The 18,575-nt window shown below is 65.0% G+C and carries 20 protein-coding genes and 1 riboswitch; of the genes, 7 read left to right on the plus strand and 13 right to left on the minus strand.

The annotated features are described in order from the left end of the window. Positions 1 to 202 precede the first annotated feature (202 nt). From thiS to SO140_RS22905, 3 genes are all read right to left on the minus strand, one after another. Positions 203 to 400 carry a sulfur carrier protein ThiS gene (gene thiS, locus SO140_RS22895; protein ID WP_449381841.1) on the minus strand — a complete coding sequence of 66 codons (198 nt, stop codon included), beginning with the start codon at positions 398 to 400 and terminating at the stop codon, positions 203 to 205. Between the two features lie 7 nt (positions 401 to 407). After that, complete coding sequence (locus SO140_RS22900) at positions 408 to 1,418, minus strand: FAD-dependent oxidoreductase (RefSeq protein WP_449381840.1); 1,011 nt, start codon at positions 1,416 to 1,418, stop codon at positions 408 to 410. Continuing rightward, positions 1,406 to 1,534: riboswitch (TPP riboswitch) on the minus strand. It overlaps the preceding gene by 13 nt. 166 nt (positions 1,535 to 1,700) lie before the next feature. Next, complete coding sequence (locus SO140_RS22905; RefSeq protein ID WP_449381839.1) at positions 1,701 to 2,234, minus strand: transglycosylase SLT domain-containing protein; 534 nt, start codon at positions 2,232 to 2,234, stop codon at positions 1,701 to 1,703. A 239-nt stretch (positions 2,235 to 2,473) separates the two neighbouring features. On the opposite strand from SO140_RS22905, the gene SO140_RS22910 reads away from it, so the two are divergent. Continuing rightward, a complete protein-coding gene (locus SO140_RS22910; protein WP_449381838.1) occupies positions 2,474 to 2,716 on the plus strand; it encodes a hypothetical protein in 243 nt (80 codons plus the stop codon). Positions 2,717 to 2,767: 51 nt separating this feature from the next. Here SO140_RS22910 and SO140_RS22915 read toward each other — a convergent pair whose 3' ends face one another. Then, positions 2,768 to 4,093, minus strand: coding sequence for an ATP-binding protein (locus SO140_RS22915; RefSeq protein WP_449381837.1), 1,326 nt, complete (start codon positions 4,091 to 4,093; stop codon positions 2,768 to 2,770). Positions 4,094 to 4,109: 16 nt separating this feature from the next. Beyond that, positions 4,110 to 4,850 carry a response regulator gene (locus tag SO140_RS22920; RefSeq protein ID WP_027522390.1) on the minus strand — a complete coding sequence of 247 codons (741 nt, stop codon included), beginning with the start codon at positions 4,848 to 4,850 and terminating at the stop codon, positions 4,110 to 4,112. A gap of 181 nt (positions 4,851 to 5,031) precedes the next feature. Here SO140_RS22920 and SO140_RS22925 point away from each other — a divergent pair, with 181 nt between their 5' ends. Both SO140_RS22925 and SO140_RS22930 read left to right on the plus strand, forming a co-directional pair. Further along, the gene (locus SO140_RS22925) at positions 5,032 to 5,622 is read left to right on the plus strand and encodes a hypothetical protein (RefSeq protein ID WP_449381836.1); all 591 of its coding nucleotides are present in this window, start codon (positions 5,032 to 5,034) and stop codon (positions 5,620 to 5,622) included. A 235-nt stretch (positions 5,623 to 5,857) separates the two neighbouring features. Next, positions 5,858 to 6,385, plus strand: coding sequence for a PRC-barrel domain-containing protein (locus SO140_RS22930; protein WP_449381835.1), 528 nt, complete (start codon positions 5,858 to 5,860; stop codon positions 6,383 to 6,385). A gap of 224 nt (positions 6,386 to 6,609) precedes the next feature. Here SO140_RS22930 and SO140_RS22935 read toward each other — a convergent pair whose 3' ends face one another. The 5 genes from SO140_RS22935 to SO140_RS22955 all read right to left on the minus strand — a co-directional run bounded on the left by SO140_RS22935 (position 6,610) and on the right by SO140_RS22955 (position 12,270). Then, positions 6,610 to 7,821, minus strand: coding sequence for an ABC transporter substrate-binding protein (locus tag SO140_RS22935; RefSeq protein WP_449381834.1), 1,212 nt, complete (start codon positions 7,819 to 7,821; stop codon positions 6,610 to 6,612). 177 nt (positions 7,822 to 7,998) lie between these two features. Then, positions 7,999 to 9,567, minus strand: a complete 1,569-nt coding sequence (locus tag SO140_RS22940) for a DUF4403 family protein (protein ID WP_449381833.1) — start codon at positions 9,565 to 9,567, stop codon at positions 7,999 to 8,001. 113 nt (positions 9,568 to 9,680) lie between these two features. After that, complete coding sequence (locus SO140_RS22945; RefSeq protein WP_449381832.1) at positions 9,681 to 10,529, minus strand: SMP-30/gluconolactonase/LRE family protein; 849 nt, start codon at positions 10,527 to 10,529, stop codon at positions 9,681 to 9,683. Beyond that, complete coding sequence (locus tag SO140_RS22950; RefSeq protein WP_449381831.1) at positions 10,526 to 11,788, minus strand: GNAT family N-acetyltransferase; 1,263 nt, start codon at positions 11,786 to 11,788, stop codon at positions 10,526 to 10,528. The genes SO140_RS22945 and SO140_RS22950 overlap by 4 nt, the downstream gene beginning before the upstream one ends. Beyond that, positions 11,785 to 12,270 (minus strand): Lrp/AsnC family transcriptional regulator, encoded by a 486-nt coding sequence (locus tag SO140_RS22955; RefSeq protein WP_449381830.1) that lies wholly within the window; start codon positions 12,268 to 12,270, stop codon positions 11,785 to 11,787. The genes SO140_RS22950 and SO140_RS22955 overlap by 4 nt, the downstream gene beginning before the upstream one ends. A 129-nt stretch (positions 12,271 to 12,399) precedes the next feature. Between SO140_RS22955 and SO140_RS22960 the strand changes: the two genes are divergently transcribed. After that, positions 12,400 to 12,780 carry a nuclear transport factor 2 family protein gene (locus SO140_RS22960; protein ID WP_449381829.1) on the plus strand — a complete coding sequence of 127 codons (381 nt, stop codon included), beginning with the start codon at positions 12,400 to 12,402 and terminating at the stop codon, positions 12,778 to 12,780. 31 nt (positions 12,781 to 12,811) lie between these two features. Here SO140_RS22960 and SO140_RS22965 read toward each other — a convergent pair whose 3' ends face one another. Next, on the minus strand, positions 12,812 to 13,561 hold the full coding sequence (locus SO140_RS22965) for a GntR family transcriptional regulator (protein ID WP_449381828.1): 750 nt from the start codon (positions 13,559 to 13,561) through the stop codon (positions 12,812 to 12,814). Positions 13,562 to 13,678: 117 nt separating this feature from the next. On the opposite strand from SO140_RS22965, the gene pcaB reads away from it, so the two are divergent. Beyond that, complete coding sequence (gene pcaB / locus SO140_RS22970) at positions 13,679 to 15,040, plus strand: 3-carboxy-cis,cis-muconate cycloisomerase (protein WP_449381827.1); 1,362 nt, start codon at positions 13,679 to 13,681, stop codon at positions 15,038 to 15,040. 97 nt (positions 15,041 to 15,137) lie between these two features. On the opposite strand, the gene SO140_RS22975 is transcribed toward pcaB, so the two are convergent. Then, a complete protein-coding gene (locus SO140_RS22975; protein WP_449381826.1) occupies positions 15,138 to 15,476 on the minus strand; it encodes a GIY-YIG nuclease family protein in 339 nt (112 codons plus the stop codon). Between the two features lie 269 nt (positions 15,477 to 15,745). After that, positions 15,746 to 16,465 carry a L,D-transpeptidase gene (locus SO140_RS22980; protein ID WP_449381825.1) on the minus strand — a complete coding sequence of 240 codons (720 nt, stop codon included), beginning with the start codon at positions 16,463 to 16,465 and terminating at the stop codon, positions 15,746 to 15,748. Between the two features lie 272 nt (positions 16,466 to 16,737). Here SO140_RS22980 and SO140_RS22985 point away from each other — a divergent pair, with 272 nt between their 5' ends. Together SO140_RS22985 and SO140_RS22990 are read left to right on the plus strand one after the other, a co-directional pair. Beyond that, positions 16,738 to 17,790 carry a glycosyltransferase family 4 protein gene (locus SO140_RS22985; RefSeq protein WP_449381824.1) on the plus strand — a complete coding sequence of 351 codons (1,053 nt, stop codon included), beginning with the start codon at positions 16,738 to 16,740 and terminating at the stop codon, positions 17,788 to 17,790. Positions 17,791 to 17,824: 34 nt separating this feature from the next. Next, on the plus strand, positions 17,825 to 18,514 hold the full coding sequence (locus SO140_RS22990; protein WP_449381823.1) for a class I SAM-dependent methyltransferase: 690 nt from the start codon (positions 17,825 to 17,827) through the stop codon (positions 18,512 to 18,514). Positions 18,515 to 18,575: the final 61 nt, after the last annotated feature.

The following is an 18,575-nucleotide window of genomic DNA, read 5'->3' on the forward strand; positions in this document are numbered from 1 at the left end:
CCTGGCGAAGGCAGGGACCCATAACCACGGGGCTTTGATGTGACGGTCGGTCGTTCCCCTCATGCAGCTGTCATCCCCGCGAAGGCGGGGATCCAGTATTCCAGAGGCGGCGCGGCTAGAACCGAGAGGCCGCGGCGTACTGGATCGCCCGGTCAAGCCGGGCGATGACAGCGGAGTGTGGGGTGAGTTGGCCATCATCCCATCACCCTCCCTGCCGCGGCGTGATGATCTCGATCTCGTCGCCGTCCCTGAGGCTCGCCTCGGCCCAGCGGCTTTTCGGTACCACGTCGTAATTGAGCGCTATCGCGAAATGCGTGCCCTCGTAGTCGAGCTCGGTGAGCAGCGCGTCGACGCTCACTGAGTTTACCTCGCGTTGCTCGCCGTTGATGATCAAACGCATTGGACGATCACGCGCATTGCATCACCTCATTGTCGATCTGGCCGCGCTCGATGTAGGCGAGCGTCAGCTCGGCGAGTGCCGGCGCGAGCAGGAAGCCATGACGGTAAAGCCCGTTGACGGCGATCCTGTCGCCGCGAACGCCGATGCGCGGCAGATTGTCTGGAAAGGCTGGACGAAGACCGGAGCCGAATTCGACGATGCGGGCTTCGCCGAAAGCGGGATGCACCGCATAGGCCGCGCCGAGCAGCTCCAGCGCCGAGCGGACGCTGACGCCGGTGTCCTCGGCCTCGATCGAGGTCGCGCCGAGCATGAACAGGCCGGCCTCGCGCGGGATCACGTAGAGCGGCCAGCGTGGATGGATCAGCCGGACCGGGCGGGCGAGCTGCACCTCGCTGGTCTCGATCAGGATCATCTCGCCCTTGACGCCGCGCAACTCCGATTGTTCCTCTCGCGCGGCAAGCCCGCGGCAGTCGATCACGATGCCGTCGAGATCCCCGGCGCTGACGTCGCTGGAAAACTTGATGGTGCCGCCGGCGGCGCGGATGCGCTCGTGCAGCTTTGGCAGCACGCGGCGCGGCTCGACATGGCCCTCGGTCGGGAAGAACAGCGCCTCGCGGAAACGTCCCTCAAGTGACGGCTCGAGCGCGGCAAGGCCGGCGGCGTCGAGCCGCTGATGGCCCTCAGTCATCCTCGCAAAGCGCTCGAAGTCGTTGCGCTCGCGCGGGAGCGCCACGACCAGCGAGCCGTTGAACGGGGTATCCGGCAGCTCGCGCCGCCAGATGTCGAGGGAGCGCAGGCCAAGCCGGCTGATGATGGGCTCGGCCACCTCGGCCTCGCAATACGGCGCGAGCATGCCGCCGGCCCAGTGGCTGGTGGCGTCCGTCATGGCCGCGTCACTGCGCTCATGCAGAGTGACGGCGTGGCCAGCCTGCGCGAACAACAGCGCCTGCCAGGCCCCCGCGATGCCTGCGCCGATAATGGAAACCGGTGAATCCGGTCGTTTGGTCGTCTGGTACATCCCTGTCCCTTCGCCGGCATGACCCGGATCAGGTTCAAAGGGTCACCGCGGTCCTGGGTGTTCCCACCCATTTAGCGGTATCTCAGCTCCTCCTCGGAGCACCCCTCGGAACGGCGCTAATGTATGCCAGTGACGCTGTGTGTCAACGTGGTATCCCCAATCGTGCCCCGGACGCAACGCGGCAGCGGTGCGCCGCAGAGCCGGGCCCCACAAGGAGGGAACTGCTGGGTCCCGGCCCTGCGCAGCAGCGTTTCACGCTGCAGCGCGTCCGGGACACGAAAGCTACTTCCGGGCCTGCGCCCTTGCGTTGGCGAGGTTTCGTGCCACACGCTTGTGTGGGGCGGACATGATGGGCTGCGGATTGCCGTTCGGCTCGAGCCAGGCATTGCCGAACGCATCGCCCTGCTGCGCCATCTGCATCCGCTGCTGCTTTGCGGCGTAGTAATAGCCGCCTGCATAATAACGAATAGCTCGGCCGTAATCGCCATTGGCGGCGCGATAAGCGCCGGCGAGATATTTCACGGCATAGGTGAGATTGGTCTCGGGATCGCGCAGGCCGGCAGCATCCCCGGTGTAGCCGACGCCGCGCGCGGTCGCGAGCTTGATCTGCATCAGCCCGATCGTGCCGCCATGGCCGATCAGATGCGGCTGATAGCGGCTTTCACGCACGATGACGCGATGTACCAGCGCCTCCGGCACGCCGTTCGCGCGCGCGTGCGCCGCAACCATCTCGGCATATTCCGCTTCGCCCGCGACTGCAGCGTGAGGCAATGACAGTCCAGCCGCGATTGCGGCGGCAACGATTAAAGTTTTCATCGAACATCTCTCGGTCGAATTGACCTGCGTCCGCTCGCGTTAGGCCTGTGGAACACGGCGATGATGTGGCGAAACGCCGCCGTCAAAGATTTCGGTCGCGCCGTCGTCTTTACGACTTAAACATGCGTTAAGTTCGCTGCAGGTGAGGTGCAACAGACTGGGGCCGCACGCGACAGCGGACCTGTCCATTCGCGCATCTGCCCAACAACATATAAGAAACACGCATCGGGAGAGGTGTCATGACCAGATCAGATTTGATGCAATCAGACCTGACTCACTCTGACCTGATCCAATCGGACATCGGCGAGATTCCCAGGCAAAACCCATGCGCGCAATGCGGCACGCCGATCGCGCACCCCGACTGGATCGAGCCGGGCAATGGCCGGGTCTCCTATCTCTGGAAATGCCGCGCCTGCGGCTATCGCTTCGAGGCGATCGCGATCTACGACGAGCCGGTTCACGAGCACGCGCTCGCCGCCTGAAGCTGCGCGCATGATCTCCTTACACCTCTCCCCGCTGGGGAGAGGTGGCTATCACGCCGCCAGGCGGTTCGGTTGCCAGATCGGCAGCTGCATGCGCACGGTCAGGCCGTTCGGCTGGCGATCGTGCAGCGACAGCTCGCCGCCATGGGCGACCGCGATCGCACGTGCGATCGACAGCCCGAGCCCGAAGCCGGTGGTGTCGTCCATGTTGCGCGCGTCGTCGCCGCGCACGAACGGCTCCAGCATCTCCTGCTTGCGCTCGTCGGAAATGCCGGGGCCGTCGTCCTCGACATCGATGGTGAGCGTGGTACCGGAGACCTCGAGGCGGATCGTCACCTCGGCGCCGAAGCGCACCGCGTTCTCGACGAGGTTGGTGATGCCGCGATGCAGGTCGTCTGGACGCGCCGCGGCGGTAGCCTGCGCGGGGCCGTCGTAATGCACGGTATGACCCATGTCGGCGAACTGGTCGGCGATCAGCTGCAGCGTGCTTGCGATGTCGACCAGCGTCACCGCCTCCATCCTGCGGTCGTTGCGCAGCAGCGAGAGCACCGATTCCAGCATCGCCCGCATCTGGTCGAGGTCGACCAGCATGCGCTTGCGATGCGTCTCGTCCTCGATGAACTCGGCGCGCAGGCGCAGCCGCGTGATCGGCGTGCGTAGGTCATGGCTGATCGCCGCCAGCATCTTGGTCCGGTCGGCCATCAGTCCCGCGATCCGCTCCTGCATGCGGTTGAGCGCGCGCGCGACCGAGCGGATCTCCTCGGGCCCGCGCTCGGGCAGCGGCTCGGCGGTGCCGTCCAGGCTGAAGCCTTCGGCGGCGCGCGCAAAGGATGACAGCGGGCGAGCGAGCGCATGCGCTGCCCACAGGCCCAGCATGGTGACGCTGATCAGCGCGAATAGCAGCGTGATCGTCCAGGGATTGGCCCAGAAGCGCGGCGGATGATCAGGTTCGACGTGCCCGGCGATCGTCGTGCCGTCGGGCAATTCGACTCCGAGGCGATGCACGCCGCCTTCAGGCGCGAGCGTCATCACCTTGTAGCCATGGCCGAGATGCCGGCGCATGCCATGCAGATGCGGACCTTCGGTGTCCTCGACGACTGTGGCCGTGCCGGGTGCGAGCACCTCGAGATCAAGCTTCGGGAACGCGCGGGCGATGTCGGCAAGCAGCCGCGGCCGCTCCTCGCTTGCGGCGCCGCCGAGCAGCAGTGCGGCATCCGCGAGGTGATGCGCGCCGTCGGGCGGCATCTCGGCGCGGTCCGGCCGGCTGATCAGGAAGCTGGCGGTCAGGATCAAATGAAGCGCGATGATCGACGCCACAACGAGGGCGGCGATCTGTCCGCCGATGCTCCTGAGATGGAAGAACCCGAACAAACTCATGGCGGGGCGCTCGAGATCAGCTGTTCAGGGGCGCCGCAACCGCTTCCGTCCTCGGCGTGAACAGATAGCCGCCCGAGCGCACCGTCTTGATGATGGTGGGATCCTGCGGGTTGGGTTCGATCTTGCGGCGGATGCGACTGACCAGCACGTCGATGGAGCGCTCGAACGAGCCGGTGGCGCGGCCCTGCGTGAGGTCCAGAAGGCTGTCACGCGACAGCACGCGGCCGGGCCGCTCGCAGAAGGTGCGCAGCAGGTCGAACTCCGCGCTCGTCATCGCGACGCGCGCGCCGTCGGGGTTGCGCAACTCGCGCAGCCGCAGGTCGATGCGCCAGCCCTCGAAGGCCAGCGTGCTCGCGCCTTCGATCGAGCTGGCGGCCTGCGCCGCAGCCTGCCGGCGCAGCACCGCGTTGATGCGCGCCAGGAGCTCGCGCGGATTGAACGGTTTCGGCAGGTAGTCGTCCGCGCCCATCTCGAGCCCGACGATGCGATCGACGTCCTCGCCGCGCGCGGTCAGCATGATGATCGGCGTCTGCGCCTCCGAGCGCACCTTGCGGCAGAGGCTTAAGCCGTCCTCGCCGGGCAGCATGACGTCGAGGATGATCAGGTCGACGCGATGGTCGGCCATCGCGCGCGTCATCTCGCGGCCGTCGCTGACGGCGGTGACGTTGCAGGCGTTGTTGCGCAGATATTTCGCAATCAACGTCCGGGTTTCGCGGTCGTCCTCGACGACCAGGATGTTGGGCGAAGGAATGGCCATGTGCTCTGTTTGTCGGAGATTCGGTCTGAAGGGCGAAGTTTTTTGTTTCCGGATGTTTCTAAAGGCGCTTTCCGCAACGTCCGGCAACGTCTTGAAAGGGGGACGGCAAGGTCTCGTTAAGCCCATTAACCATACCGTGACGCCGTCAGTTAAGGAACCCCGCAAAACCCACGGAGCCATCATGACTTCGATCTCGGCGGCCTCCGCCGGCACCTACCAGTCGCCGCTGCAGCGCTTGCAGCAGGAATTGCAGTCCGAGGTCTCCGCCGGCACGATCTCCTCGTCGGATCAATCCGCGCTGTCGACCGCGCTCACCGATATCGATTCGGCGATCCAGCAGAGCCGCTCGAGCGATACGTCCAGCGGCACCACATCCTCGCCGGAGGACATGAAGTCGAAGATCGACGACCTTATCGCCAACGAGGTCTCGAACGGTACGCTGACCTCCGACCAGGCCACCGAGTTGAAGGGCGTGTTCCAGTCCGCCTTCGCCAACGGCCCGGGCGGTGCGGGTGGTCCGGGAGGCGCGGGCGGACCGCCGCCCGGCCCGCCGCCGGACGACAGCTCGTCGGCCTCGTCCAGCTCCTCGACGGATTCGACCAGCAGCACCTCGAGCGACGGCACGACCACCGCCGAGATCCTCCAGCAATTCCTCCAGGCGCTCCAGCAATCGATATCGTCGTCGACGTCGTCCTACGGCGCTTCCGGAAATGCGAACAGCTCGTCGAGCAGCTCGCAGATCTCCGCACTGCTCATCGACTACAAGACCTGACCGCGACGCCAGGTCGGCGCAGTCCCCGTCGTCTCTCACGCGTCTCCCAGGGCGCGCGACGAGTCGGCGGGGAACTGTGCATGGCCTTCGTGTTCGATTCAAAATCTTCTCGTTGCGGAACCTGCTTCGTGATGCAACACGCGCGAAACGTGCGACGAAATTGCCGCAGGTTTGGAACTGTCGGACGACGTGCGTGGTTCTCTCCACACAAGTTTTCGATGAAGGAGAGGACACCATGTTGATCAAATCGATCGCGGCCGGCCTTGCCGGTTCCGCGCTGCTTGCAACCGTCGCGTTCGCCCAGAATCCGACGACCACTACCGACAAGGCACCGAACGCGGCCGCCACGACGACGACAACGACAACGGCCTCGGGTGACTGGCGCGCGTCGAAGGTGGTGGGCTTGAAGGTCTACAACGACGCCAATGAGAGCGTCGGCTCGATCAACGATCTGTTGATGGACAAGAGTGGCAACATCAAGCTCGTCGTGCTCGGCGTCGGCGGCTTCCTCGGCATGGGCGAGCACCTTGTCGCCGTTCCGTTCGACAAGGTGAAGTTCTCGACCGAGCCGGTATCCTACAGCGGCACAGCCAGCAACACCAAGCCGCCTGGCAGCCCGCCAGCGAGCACGACCACGGGCGCCGCGCCGAGCACCGCGCCTGCCGCCGCGTCATCGACGTCGAAGTGGTACCCGGACCACGCCGTGTTCAACGCGACAAAGGACGATCTGAAGAAGATGCCGGAGTTCAAGTACTCCGAGTAGTGCGGCTCAGTTGACGTTCAAACGCAACGCGCCCGGTTTGTCCGGGCGCGTTGTCGTGTATCTCCTTACGTGGATATCGCCCCTCACCCTGAGGAGCCGCGTAGCGGCGTCTCGAAGGGCGAGGCCACCAGCGGGGCCTTCATCCTTCGAGACGCTTGCTTCGCAAGCTCCTCAGGATGAGGATTGGCCGTTCCCTAGCGTCGCGGATCGCGCCTCCAATCGGCCTAGTGCCCCACCAGCGGGCAGCCGCCCTTGTCGAGCGGACGGAACGCCTCGTCGCCCGGCACGGTGGCGATCAGCTTGTACAGGTCCCACTCGCCCTTGGATTCCTCGGGCTTCTTGACCTCGAACAGATACATGTCGTGGACCATGCGGCCGTCGATGCGGATCTTGCCGTTCTTGGCAAAGAAGTCGTTGATCGGGGTGGCGCGCATCTGCTCCATCACCTTCGGGGCATCGTCGGTCTTGATGGCCTCGATCGCCTTCAGATAGTGCATGGTCGCCGAATAGAGTCCGGCCTGGATCATGGTCGGCATGTGCCCGACCTTGTCGTTGAAGCGTTTTGAGAAGGCACGCGTCTCGTCGTTCATGTCCCAATAGAAGGCATCGGTGACGATCAGGCCCTGCGTCGCCTTGATGCCGAGCGAGCGCGTGTCGGTGATTTCCTGCAATAGTGCGATCATCTTCTGGCCGCCTTGCGTGAGGCCGAACTCGGACGCCTGCTTCAGCGCGTTGGTGGTGTCGCCGCCGGCATTGGCCAGCGCCACCACCTTGGCCTTGGAGGCCTGTGCCTGGAGCAGGAAGGAGGAGAAGTCGGAAGAGTTGAGCGGATGGCGGACGTCGCCGAGCACCTTGCCGCCGCTCTCCTTCACGACGTTGGCGGCGTCGCGCTCCAGCGCCTGGCCGAAGGCGTAGTCGGCGGTGACGAAGAACCAGGTGTCCTCGCCGCGCTTCACCATCGCCTTGCCTGCGACGTTCGACAGCGCGTAGGTGTCATAGGTCCAGTGCACCGTGTTGGGCGAGCATTGGGCGCCCGTGATGTCGGACGAGCCGCCGCCGGAATTGATGTTGATCTTGTTTTTCTCCCGCGTCAGCGCGGAGATCGGCAGCGCTACGGATGAGGTCGGCACGTCGAAGATCGCATCGACCTTCTCGTTGTCGTACCAGTTGCGCGCGATGTTGACGCCGACGTCGGGCTTGTTCTGATGGTCGGCGGCGACCACCTCGACCGGCTTGCCGGCGACCTTGCCGCCATAATCGGCGACGGCCATCTGCACCGCGGCGAGCGAGCCCTTGCCGGTGGCGTCCGCATAGAGGCTCGACATATCCGTGAGCACGCCGATCTTGACGACGTCGTTGGAAATCTGCGCCTGCGCGGCGCCGCCGCTGGCCGCGAGGGCGACGGACGCCGCGACCGCGGCAAACAGTTTATGCATGGTTGTTCTCCCTGAGCGTTATTCTTTGGGCTTATTCACGGGAATGGTTCTAGCGGCAATCAGCGGCCGCAGCTAAGCGATCCCGGTCATGGCCGGATGCAAAAAGGGAAGGGGCCTGTTCCGTCATTCGGGGCTCTCGCTATCGCGCGCCCCGGAATGACGATGGGCACCAGCGCCTCACATCCCCTGGAGCTTCGTCACATACACATTCAGCGAGCCGCCGGCTTCCGCGATGATGCGGAGCGTCTTGGAATCGAAGGTGATGTCGGTGAGCGTCAGGCTGTCGACATTGGCTTCGACGCGCAGGCCGTCCTCGGCCTTCTGGTAGTCGGCGATCGCGGCGGCGATCTTGTCACGCGCGTTCGCCGCGATCGGCTTGAGGTCGAGCGTCGTCTTCTGCACCAGCGCCTGCTGCAAATGCGGCACCACCGCGCGCGCCGCGGCACCAAGGAGCCCGAACGCGGCCTCGGACTCCACCGCGAGCTGGATGTCAGCGAGCCGCAGTGTCTGCTGCGCCTGGTCGAGCATCGGCCGCCCCCAGATATGTACGGTTGCCTCGGCACCCAGGCCGAACCAGCTCTTCTTCTCCTTGGCGCTCACCAGAAGCGAGATCAACAGCCGGTCGCCCGACGGGATCACGTTGACGCTCTTGACGGTGACATCGACCGGACCCGAGCCGTCTTCCGGATAGGCATGGCCGACCATCTGAGCCGCGATGAGCTTGTTGATCTCGGTGAAGGGCACGTCGATCGGCACGCCGATGCTCACGCCGGTGCCGGTCGGCGGCACGATCGAGATCTTCTCGGGAAACGGGCACTCGGGCTTGGTCTGGCTTGTGGTGACGCGGGTCTCGGCCTCGATGCCGAGCAGCAGGGTCACGGCCTGCGCATCGACGCGCGGCTGGGCTGCGATCGCACGGATCGGCTTCATCTCCAGCCAGAGCGGCGGCAATGCGGCAGAGGCTCCCGAGCCTTGCAGTGGCATCGAGCGGCAGGCCTTGATCCATTGCGCCTTCGCATTCTCGCGCAGGCTCGGATCGTTGCGGATGCGCTCGGCGACAACGTTGAGCTGATCGTTGACGGACTTGTCGATCAGCGGCTTGACCTGCGCCGGCACGTTGACCTTGGCGCCGGCGACCGAAAGGTTGGTGTCGCCGAGATTGACCTGCGCACCGAGATTGGGCTCGAGGTGCCAGTTGGCGGCAAGTTTCGGGCGCGAGGTGATGACCACGTTGCCTTTGATCTCGGCGCTGGCATTCAAGTTCTTGATGTTGACCGCGCCGATCTGCTTGGCGGCGTTGTTGCCGAGCACGCTGCCGAGCGCCTCGCCGAGCGCGCCGGTCGCTTTCGAGGACAGCGATCCCGTGACGTTGAGCTTGCCGGCCAGGGGTGTCGACAGCGTCAGCACGTCCTTGTCGCCGCTCGCGGCAATCGGCCCGCGCGAAGCAGTCCAGCCGATATCGGCGTCCTGCAGGATCTGCGAGATCGGATTGTCGGCCTTGCCGCTGAAATTGCGCGCCGCGCTCCGGTCGGCGGCCTCGCGGATCGCCGACAGCGCGATCGCAACCGGTGCCACCACGATCGAGCTCTTCGAGACCGGCGGCAGCGGCGGCAACTGCGTGACGGCGGGCGCCGTTCCCGCGCTGCGCGGCGACAGCCAGTCCATGGCCTTCAGGCTCACGAAAAACGACGCCGCGATCACCGCGACCGCGATCAAAATAGTCTTCAAGTTCAACGTCAGACGCATCAATCCCCCGAACCGCCCGTCGTGGGAGTCTACAGGGCAGGTGAGGGCCGCGCTAGAGCGCAGCGATGGGGTGGAATTGCGGCGGCGCGCGCCGGGCGCGAAGATGTGATGGATTAAGGATAGCCCGATCCCGGCGTCTCCACTTCGACCATATCGATCCGCGCCGACGATTTCCCCTGTCTCAGTTCCTCCGGCGATGTCGCCGCACTGATGCAGAACAGCGTTCTGCGATCGGCGCCGCCAAGTGCGCATGCAATGCCGCGGCGTCCGGGAACGTTGATGCGCTGCCGCTCGCGTCCATCGCGATCGATTCGGATGAAGGCGTCTTCACCATAGGAGGCGACCCAGGCGGCGCCATCACGGTCGAGGCAGATGCCGTCCGGCTCCTTCCCGCAGGCAAGGCGGCGGCGGGGATGCAGGCTGCCATCGCTGCCGATCCCGTAGTCGGCGAGGCATTCGCCGTCCATCTCGGCGACGACGAGCCTGTCGTGATCGGCCGAGATCGCGATCCCGTTAGGAAAGCGCAATCCTTCGGCGACGACGCGCGTCCCGCCATCCGGCGTCACAAGGATGATGCGCCCGTCGGCGCCGCGCTCGGGCGGCGGCGGAAGATTGAAGCCGAGATCGCCGACATAGGCGCGTCCGAGCCCGTCGACGATCATGTCGTCGATCGTGCCGGTGGCGATGCCGGATAGATCGGCATAAAGCGAGAGCTCACTATCCGCATAGGCCAGGAGATGCTTGCGGAACATGGTCAGCACCACCAGCCTGCCATTCGGCAGAACTCCGGTGCCGCAAGGCACGTCGTCGAAGGTGGCATGTTCCGTGCGGTCGCCCGATGGTCCGATGCTGAGCAGGGTACGCGCCATGCAGTCGACGAACCAGATCCGCCCCGCATGCCAGCGCGGGGCCTCGAAATACTTGCCGCCGTCGAGAAGGGTTCTCAATTGCGGTTCATTCATCCGGTGCCCCCGTCCAGGAACAGCTTCATCAGGATCTCATCAAAATATCGGCCGTCCTGCTTGAGCGCCTTCGGTTCGCGACCGTATTCGATGAACCCTGCGCTGGTATAGAGACGCAAGGCGGGTTCGTTGTCGCTGACGACGGACAACTGAAGCTGTTCGACCCGTTGCGCCGCATGCGCCACGACGGCGTCGACAAGGCGACGTCCCACGCCGAAGCTGCGCGCCGCTGGCCGCACATACATGCCCCAGAGCACCGCCTTGTGCACGGTCTTCGTCCCGTCCTGCCGGCGAAAGCCGGCGACGCCGCACAACTCCTGTTCGATGAAGGCGCCAAAAACGTCAGAGGCCGTGAGGCGCTCCTCGAACCAGGAAAGCGCCATGTCTCTCTCGCGCACAAACACGCTGGAGTAGGCCCCCGGATGCGCTTCGAGCGCCTCCAGCCTGATCTGTCGATAGCTCGCGGCATCCGCTGGCGTGAGCAGTCTGACGGCGGCAGTGTCGAGGTGAGCTGATGGCATGTCCCGCTTTCGTCTCCAATTCAACGCATCGCCGTTGCAAAGACCTCTTCGAACAGGCCGAGCATCGCGGCCCAGGAGCGGCGATCCGCGTCTGCATGATAGGCGTGGTTCGGCACGCTTTCGCCAACGAGCTCTGGGTTGGTGAAGCCATGCGCCGCGCCGCCATAGACCTGGGCCTGCCAGTCGACGCTGGTCGCGCGCAAAATTCGCAAGCTGCGTCAGCGAGACCAGCACGTCGGCCGCTCCGTGACACACCAGGACTCTCGCCTTGATGTTTGCGGCGTCCTCCGGCCGCTTGTTCGGGAAACCGCCATGAAAGCTCACGACGGCCGCAAGATCGGCGCCGGTCCGAGCCAGCTCGAGAGCGGTGCTGCCGCCGAAGCAATAGCCGATCGCCGCGAGTTTTGTGGCCTCGACGGCGTCCTGTCCGGCGAGCGCCAGGCGCGCCGCCTCGGCCCGCTCGCGCCAGCGCGCGGTATCGGCACGCAAGCCATTCATCAGCTCGATCGCCTGCGGCACATCGGGCGCGGTCTTGCCGCCGCCGTAGAGGTCTGCCACCAGCACGGTGAAGCCGAGCGCAGCCAGTTGCTCCGCACGCGCGATCGCATGCGTGCCGATGCCGCGCGTATCGGGAAACAGCACCACGCCGGCGTGGCGGCTGGCTGCGGACTCGTCGGCTACGAGAACGCCCTGGAGGTCTGCGGCGCTGTCGCGATAGGCGAGAATTGTCCGTGTCATGGCGATGCGAGGTGCGAGAGGGGGAGAGGCGCGCCCGCCTTCAGGGTCTGGATGGCGATGCTGCTGCGAACCTCGCGCACGATCGGCAGATTGAGCAGCTTTTCGACCAGGAAGCGCTGGTAGTCTTCGAGCTCGGGAACGACGATCTCGAGGAGATAATCAACGTCGCCGGAGACCAGGTGACAGGCCACGACCTCGGGCATCGCGACGACGGTCTTCTCGAACGTGAGGGCCTGTTCATTGGCGTGGCCGTTGATCTTGACGCCGAGAAAGGCCGAGAAGCCCAGCCCGATGCGGCCGCGCCGCAACGAGGCGCGGTAGCCGTCGATGTAGCCGTCCAGCTCCAGCCGCCGCACCCGCCGCAGGCAAGGCGAGGGAGACAGCCCGATCTTGCCGGCCAACTCGATATTGCTCAGTCGTGCGTTGGTCTGGAGTTCGGCAACGATGCGCCGGTCGATCGCATCCAGCTCGCATTTTGGCATGAAGCGCATCCTGTTGGATCAAGGAGGGCACAATGTTGCGCCGGAGGAGCTGACACTAGCTCACTTCGCAAGGACATGCCTCAGCTTTCCGTGGGATGGATTGCTCTGACCTTTACCGAAGGAGTGATCATGAGCGAAGACCCGATCCTTGCGCCCCTACTGGGGGCCGTCGAGCGTTACTTCACGCTGATGTATGATAACGACGTGTCGCATTTCGATCGTGTCTTCGCACCCAGTGCGCAGCTGCATGGATTCCGGGATGCCGAGTTACGGATACTGCCTGCTCCCGACTACAGGAAGGTACTGGCGTCGACGCCGTCACCGCAGTCGAAGAATGCCCCTCGGCTCCAGGAAGTCCTGTTGGTCGATCTTGCGTCACCAGTTCAGGCCGTGGTGAAGGTGCGCGTGCGGATCGATACGCTTCAGTACCTCGATTATCTCTCATATCACCGCATCCACGATGCCTGGCTGATCACGGCCAAATCGTTCCACGTCGAGCGGCGATACTGACGCGCGGGCACGTTGCGCCGCCGCGATCGCATCACGCCTCGGGGTCGTCATGGCGCGTCAGCCGCGTCGAATATTGAAAGCGGTCGGCGGGATGATAGCTGAGCGAGATCTCCACCAGCGTGCCGGGGCTCAACATATATTGCCTGCGGATTGCGAGCGCATGGTCGCCCGGCCTTGCAACGAGGGGGGCTGCGACGTGATCGGGCAGCCCGCATGCCGCGATCTCCTGCCGGATTTCGATGATGCGCCGGCCGGTGACGGTCTCGATCAGGTTGCCGAAGATGCCGCGATACTGCTTGAGCCGCGGCGCGATCTTCTGCGACAGCGATGCGTCGATGTAGACGTCGGTCCAGCAGATCGGCGGCGCACTGCGCTCGCCCGGTACGCGGCGCAGGCTCGAGATGCTCAGCCAGCGGCTTCCGGGCTTGCAGCCGAGCTTTGCGGCGAGCGCATTGTCGGCCACGGTCTCTCCGATTTCCTGGATGTCGCGCTCGGTTTCGACGCCGAATTGCTGGATCGCCTCGATCGAGCCGAGCGACTGCGCGAATGCGCCGCCGGCGCGTTGCGCGCTGGTCGCCTCCACGCGCGTTCCGGCGCTTTTCCTGCGGCTGACGAGGCCCATGGCCTGGAGCTCGCGCATGGCGGCCCGGACGGTCGAGCGGCTCACCGAAAACTGCTCGGCAAGGTCGAGCTCGTTGGGTAGCAGCGAGCCGACCGGATAGCGGCCGCTCGCGATCGCTTCCGTCAACTCCCTCGCGACAAAGGCATATCTGGTTTCCAAGGCACCTCTCCAGGGCCGGCATGAGGACGTGAGTCAGCGGCTCCAGGCAAGGCCTCTTGACGTCGTCGTTATGTTCGTACATATGATTATGTACGAACATAATAAAGAGGAAGCGTCATGGCGAGCACCGTCTTCGATTCCGCGCTGTTCCGCGACATGTTTGGTACCGCCGAGATGCGCGCGGTTTTTTCGGATGACGCGCTGATCGGCCGCTATCTGGAAACCGAGGCTGCGCTCGCCCGTGCCCAGGCCCGCGCCGGCGTCGTGCCGAAGGACGCCGCGGCCGCGATCGATGCCGTCTCCCGAAGCATCAAGCTCGACTTCGACAAGCTCCGTCGCGAGACCGCGATCGTCGGCTACCCGATCCTGCCGCTGGTCCATCAGCTCTCCGAGGCCGCCGGCGAGGCCGGCCGCTACGTCCATTGGGGCGCGACCACGCAGGACATCATGGACACCGCCAACGTGCTCCAGATCCGCGCCGCGCTCGACATCGTTGCGCGCGACCTGAAGGAGCTGCGCACGATCCTTGGCGACCTCGCGCGCAAGCATCGCGACACGCCGATGGCTGGCCGCACCCATCTCCAGCAGGCCCTTCCCGTGACCTTCGGCTATAAGGTCGCGATCTGGCTGTCCTCGATTGACCGCCACATCGAGCGCGTCGACCAGGCGCGGCCGCGCATCCTGCTCGGCGAGTTTTCAGGCGCAGCCGGCACACTCGCCTCGGTCGGCGATGGCGGCCTCGAGATGCAGCGCCTGTTTTGCGAAGAGCTCGGCCTCAACCAGCCGCCGATCACCTGGCACGTGGCGCGCGACGGCGTTGCGGAAGCGGTGACGCTGCTCGGCCTCGTCACCGGCACGCTCGGCAAGATCGCCACCGACGTCATGCTGATGTGTGCGACCGAGTTCGGCGAGCTCTCGGAGCTTTTCGTGCATGGCCGCGGCGCCTCCTCGACCATGCCGCAGAAGCGCAACCCGATCTCCAGCGAGTTGATGCTCGCCGCGGCCAAGGCCGTGCGCCAGCACGTCGCGACCATGCTCGACGGCATGATCCACGATTTCGAGCGCGCAACCGGTCCCTGGCATCTCGAATGGGTGTCGCTGCCGGAGAGCTTCTTGCTCACGGCATCCTCGCTTGCCAATGCGAAATTCATGCTGGCAGGTCTGGTCGTGCACGACGATCGTATGCGCGAAAACCTCGGCCTGACGCACGGCCTCATCGTCGCCGAAGCCGTGATGATGGCCGCCGCGCCGAAACTCGGCCGGCAACACGCGCATGACGTCGTCTACGATGCATGCCGCAAGGCGATCGAGGGCGGCGGCGATCTCGCCGAGATCCTGTCCGGCGTTCCCGAGATCGTGGCAGCGCTCGGCGGCGTCGATGCCATCCGTCGCCACTGCGATCCCGCGAACTATCTCGGCCTCTCCGGCCAGATGGTCGACCGCGTGCTCGCCCTCTCGGCGGGCAAGAGCGCCGGCTGAGGCCGCCGGCCGATTCACGTTCTGCGAACGTCCTGCCAAGTGTTCGCAACGAGCAAGCCATGGCACGACTCCCCGGCCGAGGGAGGCTGCCGCGAACTCAGTCCTCATCCTGAGGAGCCCGCGAAGGCGGGCGTCTCGAAGGATGAGGAGACTTGCGCTCTGCTAGTTTCTGAAGTTCAGCGAAATCTCCGCGCATGAAGGCCTCCTTCTTAGCCCGACTCCATTTCTTGAGCTTCCGTTCGCATTCGATCGCGTCCGTGATCCGGTCGAACCATTGCGAATAGACTAGCGTCACGGGCTTGCGTGAGGAGGTGTAGCCGCCGAATGTGCCGGCGTTGTGCTGCGCGATCCTGATCTCGAGCGCAGTGCGCGTCGTGCCGATGTAATAACTGCCGTCGGCACACTTGAGAATGTAGAGGTACGCGCCGTCTGTCATCGTGCCCGCCCCATCCTTCGAGACGACCGCTTCGCGGTCTCCTCAGGATGAGGCTAACTGGCGTCCGTGGACTGGCGCAAGTCCCGACGGGACAACCCCTCGACCATGGAAGGAAGTCGGTGGGGCGCGACGGCCACGCATTCAGTCCTCATCCTGAGGAGCTCGCCGAAGGCGAGCGTCTCGAAGGATGAAGCCGCGATCGTTGGCGCACACGCAAAAAGGCCCCGGTGTCGCCGGGGCCTCTTGTCGCAGAAATCTTGTCTCGCCATTTACCGCGTTGCGCTGCCAAGGTCCGCGCGGCGGTCGGTCATCGGAAGCACGACGACCTTGGTGCCGACGTTGACGCGGGAGTAGAGGTCGGTGACGTCTTCATTGGTCAGGCGGATGCAGCCGGAGGAGACGTGCTTGCCGATCGTCTCGGGGGCGTTGGTGCCGTGGATGCGGTAGACGGTGCCGCCGAGATACATGGCACGGGCCCCCAACGGGTTGCCGGGACCGCCGGCCATGTGGCGCGGAAGATATGGCTGGCGGGCGATCATCTCCGGCGGCGGGGTCCAGTCCGGCCACTCCGCCTTCTTGGTCACCGACTGGGTGCCCGACCAGGTGAAGCCGTCACGGCCCACGCCGATGCCGTAGCGCACGGCCTGGCCGTTACCGAGCACGTAATAGAGATAGGTGTTGGGCGTATCGATGATGATGGTGCCGGGCGCCTCGCGCGTTGCGTAAGCGACGACCTGGCGGCGGAAGCGGGCGGGCATCTCGACGCTGTCCTGATCCTCCGACGGCGCGCTCTGATAGGACGGCGCCGGCTGATAGGGCTGATAAGGTTGCAGCGGCTGCGGCGCGGCAAAGCCGGGCGGCGGCGCGAAGAAGGGGAAGAGTTGCACGGGCGCGGCATGTGCCGGGCCGGCAAACGCGATCGCGGTGATCGCAACTGCACCGAGCGCAACAGCGCGTGAATACGTATTGAACGTGTCCAGATTGAACATTGATCGCCCCTGTTGGATCGGTGTTTTTGATCACCGCGGCACCGTTGCGGTGCTCCGTTGCCTGAACTCGTAGCGGCGAAAAGTTTCGGGACGTTTGCGCGAGAAATCGAAAACGGTTTCGTCGCGGCAAGGATTGTTTCATGACAGTTTCGTGGCTGTCTGGACTTGTTAACGAACAAAACAGTGGGCCGACACTTCTGTGACGTCACACGCCTGAAATATCCTTCGTTGATGGTCCTAAGCCGAGAATCATCAAACTCTCGGGATTTCCCATGCGGGTATTAATCGCGACTGACGCCTGGCATCCGCAAGTTAATGGTGTGGTCCGGACGCTGACCTCGCTGGCGAATGCGGCCAAGGCCCTCGATGTCGAGATCGACTTCCTGACGCCGGATGGCTTCCGGTCGCTGCCGTTGCCGACCTATCCGGGCCTGCGCATCGCGCTGCCGAGCCGCGCCGAGATCGCGCGGCGGATCGAGGCGGCGGCGCCCGAAGCCCTGCACATCGCAACCGAAGGCCCGATCGGCTGGGCGGCGCGCGCCTATTGCCGCCGGCGCGGGCTTGCCTTCACCACCTCCTACACCACGCGATTCCCTGAATACGTTTCGGTGCGCACCGGCATTCCCGATAGCGTCGGCTACGCCGTGCTGCGGCACTTCCACGACGCCGCCGCCATGACCATGGTGGCGACGCCATCGCTGCGGCAGGAGCTGTCCGAGCGCGGCTTCAAGCGGCTCGGCTTCTGGACGCGCGGCGTCGACACCACGCTGTTTCATCCCGATAGTCCGGCAAAGCTCGACCTGCCGCGGCCGATCTTCATGGCGATGGGGCGCGTCGCGGTGGAAAAGAATCTCGACGCGTTCCTCTCGCTCGATCTGCCCGGCACCAAGGTCGTCGTCGGCGATGGGCCGCAGAAGGCGCAGCTCGAGAAGAAGTATCCCGGCGCCGTCTTCCTCGGCGAGAAGAAGGGCGCCGATCTCACCTCGCATCTCGCAGCCGCCGACGTCTTCGTGTTCCCGAGCCTCACCGACACCTTTGGCGTGGTGCAGCTCGAGGCGCTGGCCTGCGGCACGCCGGTCGCGGCGTTTCCGGTGACGGGTCCGAAGGACGTCATCGCCGATCATCCGATCGGAGCGATCGACGACGATCTGCGGGCCGCCTGCCTGCGCGCGCTCACCATGTCGCGCGAGACCTGCCGCAACTTCGCGCTGGCGCGCTCCTGGGAAAACAGTGCGCGTCAGTTCGTTGGAAACCTCACCTCACTCCAGCCCAGCCGCTCGCTGCGCCCGACGCCCGTCATGGCGCGGCGGCCGGTGCGGGGTTGATTTGGAACATCTGAACCAAACGGGACTTTTGCTAATGGCCAAGATTATGAAGTTCGAAGAGTCGCAGCAGCTCGACCTCGACCGCGGCACGGTAGAGCAGGCCTACGACCGGTGGGCGCCGGTCTATGACCTCGTGTTCGGCGGCGTGTTCGCCAAGGGCCGGCAGGCCGCGATCACAGCGACCAACAAGCTCGGCGGCCGCGTGCTCGAGGTTGGCGTCGGCACCGGCATCTCGCTGCCGATGTACGCGCCGAACGTCCGCATCTTCGGCACCGATATTTCGGAGGCCATGCTCGACAAGGCGCGCCGCCGCGTTTCGGAGCTGAAGCTGAAGAACGTCGAGGGCCTCGCGGTGATGGACGCCGAGAAGCTCGAGTTTCCCGACAACTCCTTCGACGTCGTGATGGCGCAATATGTCGTCACCGCCGTTCCCAACCCGGAAATCGCGCTGGACGAGTTCGCGCGCGTGCTGCGTCCCGGCGGCGAATTGATCATCCTGACCCGCGTCAGCGCGGATGCCGGCATGCGCCGCTTCATCGAGCAGAAGCTCCAGCCGGTGGTGCGTCACCTCGGCTTCCGCACCGCCGAGTTCGCCTGGTCGCGCTACGCCAAGTGGCTCGCGAGTGCGCATGGCATGGAGCTCGCAGAGCGCCGCTTGATTCCGCCGCTCGGCCATTTCTCGCTGGTCCGCTTGCGCAAAGTTCAGGTCGCCAAAGCGGCCTGAGCCAACGGCTCCACGCGTTCATGCGTCACCGCGTCGCGCACATCGTCATATGACAAAATGA

The sequence above is a fragment of the Bradyrhizobium sp. UFLA05-108 genome (genome assembly GCF_059803455.1).

Excerpts from the sequence above, each read along its gene's own strand:
- SO140_RS22955 (WP_449381830.1), bottom strand. The coding sequence starts at position 12,270 with ATGCCAAAATGCGAGCTGGATGCGATCGACCGGCGCATCGTTGCCGAA.
- SO140_RS22900 (WP_449381840.1), bottom strand. The coding sequence starts at position 1,418 with ATGTACCAGACGACCAAACGACCGGATTCACCGGTTTCCATTATCGGC.
- thiS (WP_449381841.1), bottom strand. The coding sequence starts at position 400 with ATGCGTTTGATCATCAACGGCGAGCAACGCGAGGTAAACTCAGTGAGC.
- SO140_RS22940 (WP_449381833.1), bottom strand. The coding sequence starts at position 9,567 with ATGCGTCTGACGTTGAACTTGAAGACTATTTTGATCGCGGTCGCGGTG.
- SO140_RS22975 (WP_449381826.1), bottom strand. The coding sequence starts at position 15,476 with ATGACAGACGGCGCGTACCTCTACATTCTCAAGTGTGCCGACGGCAGT.
- SO140_RS22985 (WP_449381824.1), top strand. The coding sequence starts at position 16,738 with ATGCGGGTATTAATCGCGACTGACGCCTGGCATCCGCAAGTTAATGGT.
- SO140_RS22990 (WP_449381823.1), top strand. The coding sequence starts at position 17,825 with ATGGCCAAGATTATGAAGTTCGAAGAGTCGCAGCAGCTCGACCTCGAC.
- SO140_RS22920 (WP_027522390.1), bottom strand. The coding sequence starts at position 4,850 with ATGGCCATTCCTTCGCCCAACATCCTGGTCGTCGAGGACGACCGCGAA.
- SO140_RS22905 (WP_449381839.1), bottom strand. The coding sequence starts at position 2,234 with ATGAAAACTTTAATCGTTGCCGCCGCAATCGCGGCTGGACTGTCATTG.
- SO140_RS22925 (WP_449381836.1), top strand. The coding sequence starts at position 5,032 with ATGACTTCGATCTCGGCGGCCTCCGCCGGCACCTACCAGTCGCCGCTG.
- SO140_RS22945 (WP_449381832.1), bottom strand. The coding sequence starts at position 10,529 with ATGAATGAACCGCAATTGAGAACCCTTCTCGACGGCGGCAAGTATTTC.
- pcaB (WP_449381827.1), top strand. The coding sequence starts at position 13,679 with ATGGCGAGCACCGTCTTCGATTCCGCGCTGTTCCGCGACATGTTTGGT.
- SO140_RS22935 (WP_449381834.1), bottom strand. The coding sequence starts at position 7,821 with ATGCATAAACTGTTTGCCGCGGTCGCGGCGTCCGTCGCCCTCGCGGCC.
- SO140_RS22980 (WP_449381825.1), bottom strand. The coding sequence starts at position 16,465 with ATGTTCAATCTGGACACGTTCAATACGTATTCACGCGCTGTTGCGCTC.
- SO140_RS22930 (WP_449381835.1), top strand. The coding sequence starts at position 5,858 with ATGTTGATCAAATCGATCGCGGCCGGCCTTGCCGGTTCCGCGCTGCTT.
- SO140_RS22915 (WP_449381837.1), bottom strand. The coding sequence starts at position 4,093 with ATGAGTTTGTTCGGGTTCTTCCATCTCAGGAGCATCGGCGGACAGATC.
- SO140_RS22950 (WP_449381831.1), bottom strand. The coding sequence starts at position 11,788 with ATGACACGGACAATTCTCGCCTATCGCGACAGCGCCGCAGACCTCCAG.
- SO140_RS22960 (WP_449381829.1), top strand. The coding sequence starts at position 12,400 with ATGAGCGAAGACCCGATCCTTGCGCCCCTACTGGGGGCCGTCGAGCGT.
- SO140_RS22910 (WP_449381838.1), top strand. The coding sequence starts at position 2,474 with ATGACCAGATCAGATTTGATGCAATCAGACCTGACTCACTCTGACCTG.